3 protein-coding genes are annotated in these 3,943 nt (G+C 65.5%); 1 reads left to right on the top strand and 2 read right to left on the bottom strand.

The window, feature by feature from the left end; all coding sequences use genetic code 11:
- Positions 1 to 94 precede the first annotated feature (94 nt).
- Positions 95 to 1,384 (bottom strand): hypothetical protein, encoded by a 1,290-nt coding sequence (locus VD972_RS43230; protein WP_324995587.1) that lies wholly within the window; start codon positions 1,382 to 1,384, stop codon positions 95 to 97.
- A gap of 305 nt (positions 1,385 to 1,689) precedes the next feature.
- On the opposite strand from VD972_RS43230, the gene VD972_RS43225 reads away from it, so the two are divergent.
- On the top strand, positions 1,690 to 2,865 hold the full coding sequence (locus VD972_RS43225; RefSeq protein ID WP_324995585.1) for an acyltransferase: 1,176 nt from the start codon (positions 1,690 to 1,692) through the stop codon (positions 2,863 to 2,865).
- Here the strand turns inward: VD972_RS43225 and VD972_RS43220 are convergent.
- The coding region (locus VD972_RS43220) for an ATP-binding protein (protein WP_324995583.1) at positions 2,830 to 3,943 on the bottom strand (1,114 nt) is incomplete at its 5' end. The genes VD972_RS43225 and VD972_RS43220 overlap by 36 nt on opposite strands.

Here is a 3,943-nt window from a genome sequence, read left to right as displayed (position 1 = left end):
GCGTAGCAAGTGAAGACAGCATGAGCCACACCCAGGTAGAGCAGCCCTATGGTCAGGTGTCTGGCCAGGCGCTCGAGTCGAGAGAGCCACTGGCTCATGGCGAGCCCACCCGCACTGATGGCCGGGCCGGATACACGGCAGCCAGCGCGCCGAGCAGGATGTGAACCAGGAACAGCAGAGGTGTCTGGCGAAACTCCCATTCGACGACGCTCTGAGAGAAGGCGCCAGCCAGGCTGAAGAAGACGCCCACGCCGAAGCGGGAACGGAACGCGGCCGAACGCCTGGAGAAGAAGCTCCCCGCCATCCACAGCCAGCGCAGCCAGACCCATACGAAGAGGAGGACACCAAGCCAACCTGTCTCACCCAAGGTGATGGCATAGAGGCTGTGTCCGGGCGGCGCTTGTGGATCATCGATGTTCGAGTTTGCCGGGATGGGGCCATCCGGCGGCACCTCGTCCGTCCCCCAGTACGGAAGGTACTGTAATCCCATCATCGGGCCGTACCGGTTGGAGACATAGTACGACCAGTTGTTCAGCCCGCATCCCAAGAAGTTATCGGCTGACATCATCCTCGCCAGGACCAGGTATGAACCGCGCCCCTCATTGGCCTCGCCCCCAAACTCCCTCTCCAGTCCGCCCTCGGTAGCGAAGCGGGCCTCGAAAGCGGGAGCGAGCTTGGCGTAGAGCACCCCCCCCGGCACCAACACCAGGGCCGCCGCCACGGTCTTCGCCAGAGTGATGCGCAACGAGCCGCATGTCATCCCCACGGCAATCAGAAGGAGGAAGATAGAGAGCAACCCCGCCCGCGAGACCGTGAACAGCACGGACGTGGTGCCCAAAAACGCCGCCACCCCGCACGCCCTCCGCAACCGCTTGTCGGCATCCGAGAGCGCCACGGCCAGCAGCAGCGGGACCGCGATCAGGTTGTACATCGACAGGGCGTTGGGGTGGCTCAGCGTCCCTTCGGACCGTGCGTGTCCCAGGATGAGCCGGGCGTAGACCGTCCAGGACCACTCGTAGATGACCGCGAGGCACAGCGCCCAGACAAGCCTGCGCAGATCTCTCTCGTTCTTGACGTAGTACGCGAACGCGAGGAACACCATGACCGCGCGCAACGCCTTCGACAGCTCGAAGAGGCCGAACAGCTTCGGGTCCGACAGGGCGACATTCATCGCATTGTACGAGAAGAACACCAGCATGCTGCCCAGGCTGAACGGGAGCTGGCGCGGGCGCGCGAGCCGTGGGCGCCTCCACTCGTCCACGAGAATGAAGAACCACAGGAAGTCGAGCCAGCAGAGCTCGAAGCCACGCGTGGTGCCCCGGTACCACTCCCGGCTGTAGAAGTTGATGGTCGCCAGGCCGTGCTCGGTAGTTCCGAAGACCATCAGGGCCGCGCAGAAATCCTTGAGCCGTGGGTACCTCCTCACCAATGCCACACCCGCGGGGACAACGACCGAGCACAACGCCAGGAACAGGAGGCTCTTCGGTTCCATCAGTGAGGGCGCCGGTACATTCCGTGAACGCTCTGCAGGTGTCGTGCCCCCTCATGCGGAAGACCCCGCGACCCTGGAGGGTCTCGAACCGAGACAGCCTGACGTCTCAGGATGAGACAGCAGAGACAGGCAGACGGAGGTGAGGCTGTGAGAGCTTGGAGCACGATACCTGCAGGGAGCACATGGGGCATACGTGAATGCGCAACCCGATAATCCTCAAGGAGCTCTCCGATGATCTGTTCTTCGTCCGAGGCGCCAGCCTGCTACTCGTGGTGCTCGTCCATGTGATTGGCGTGGAGCCCTTCCATGGAGTGCGCAAGCTGTTCTCTCCAGAGCGCGAGGATCTGCGGTTCGCAGCGGAGGTCATCCACAGCTTCAACATGGCGGTGATGCTCATCAGTTCGGGAGCGGCGGTGTCGCTCTTCGGGGGGCCGGACACCTCTTTCCGGGAGTTCGCACACAGGAAGCTGCGCAAGCTCGTCGTCCCCATGTTGGTGTGGGCCCCCGTCTTCCTCTGCGTCCATGAGCTCTCCCGGGCGCGCCCACACACCCTCGGAGGCTGGCTGGCACTGCTGGGCCAGTTCCCTACTGCGTGGTTCCCTCCGTACGCCATCTTCTGGTTCGTTCACGCGCTGGTGGGCTGTACATGGCTGGCGTGGGCGTATAAGCGCCTCGCGCCGGCCCTGGGCACATGGGAGGGACTCGGTTACCTGGGGTTGTCCGTGGTGTTGCATGCCGCCGTCGAGGCCTGGGGCTCTCCCATGGCTGGCGCTGGGATGAGGTACCTCCGCTTCATCCTCTTCTGGAACTGCTTCTTCGGCCTGGGAATGGGCCTGTCCCCCTGGCTGGTGTCGGCGCACCTCAGGCTGTCCCGGCTGCCGCTGGCACTTCAGGGACTGCTGCCAGTAGGGCTGCTGGGGCTGCTGGTTTCGCTCTACGCCTCAGGTCTGGCCGAGGGGCATGGTGATCTGCGCCTGGTCAACGGCCCGCTGGGCTTCTGCATGCAATTCACCCTGGCCGTCTTCCTCCTGGGCGTAGCTCGGAGCCTGGGCGCTGGGTGGAGGGGGCTGGCAAGCCGGATCGTATACCTGGGTTCGATCAGCATGCCGCTCTACCTCTTCCACATCTACTTCGCGTCCGGGATAAGGCTGGCGTTGGAGGAGGTGCTGCCAGGAGCGCCGCCCGCGCTGCACCTGGCGCTGGGCTCGCTCGTAGGGCTGATGGGCCCCTTGGGCCTCTACCTCCTCCTCGGGAGAAATCGCGCCTTCCGATGGAGCATCGGTCTGTCCAATGTCCCTCCAGACGCGCTCAGGACTCCTTGTCCGAGAGGCGCCTGCTCACATCTTGGACCCGAACCCCGGCGAACCCCGTGAGAAGGCAGCTGCTGGCAGCGCCTCCAGCATGGAGAGCAACCGCTGGATGTCGAGGGGCTTGTCCATGCAGGGGTTGCGCGCCGTGCTCAGGAAGGCGCGCGTCTCTTCCGTGAAGGCCCCTCCCGTCATGAAGATGACCCGCTGGGCCTGCTCCGGAGCCAGCCGCTCCAGCTCATGATGGAACTGGGGACCGCTCATCTCCGGCATCATCAGATCGCAGAGGATGGCGTCGAAGCGACGGCCGGAGGTGATGTGCGCCAGTGCATCCTGGGCCCGGTCGAACGTGGTGACCTGGTGCCGCGTGCTCAGCAGCCTGCGCAAGGCCTTGCCCACGGCCGCCTCGTCGTCGAGCACGAGCACCCCCAGCCCCTCACGGGAGGACTCTGTCTTCACCTCCCGCGCGACCTCCTGCTCCCGGGCCACGTGCAAGTGGATCCAGAACGTGCTGCCCTGGCCTGGCTCGCTGTCCACGCCGATGCTGCCATCCATCTCGGTGACGAGCCGGCGGCAGATGGACAGCCCCAGCCCGGTGCCCACCCCCACCGGCTTCGTGGTGAAGAAGGGCTCGAAGATCCGCTCGCGCAGCTCCGGCGCAATGCCCGCCCCGGTGTCGTGGATCTCCACCCGCACCCACTCGCCGACCCGCCGGGTCACCACCCGGATCTCATGCGCGTCCCTCTGGCCCTCGGGGACGGCCTGCGCCGCGTTGATGATGAGGTTGAGGAAGATCTGCCCCAGCCGCGCCTCGCCGCCGTAGACGGGGGGAAGCTCCCCGTAGTCCTTCACGAGCAGGGCTCGGTGGAAGAGCTGGTTGTGCGCCATGCGCAGCGCTGAGTCCAGCACCCGGTGCACGTCCGTCGGGCCGAAGTGCTGCCCCTCGGGGCGGGAGAAGATCTTGATGTCGCGGATGATGTCCCGGATGAGTCCGGCGCATGAGGAGGCCTCGCGCAGCGCCTGCAGGGTCTCCTCGGAGCCCCCCTGCTCCTGGGCGTTGGCCAGGCTGAACTCCAGGTTCATCATCACCGAGGCGAGCGGGTTGTTGAGCTCATGCGCCACGCTGGCGGCGAGCATGCCCAGC

Origin of the sequence: Hyalangium sp. (assembly GCF_035629615.1) — a bacterium.
GTDB lineage: Bacteria > Myxococcota > Myxococcia > Myxococcales > Myxococcaceae > Hyalangium.
The sequence above is the reverse complement of the archived record's forward strand: the minus strand, read 5'-3'. Positions and strand labels throughout refer to the sequence as shown.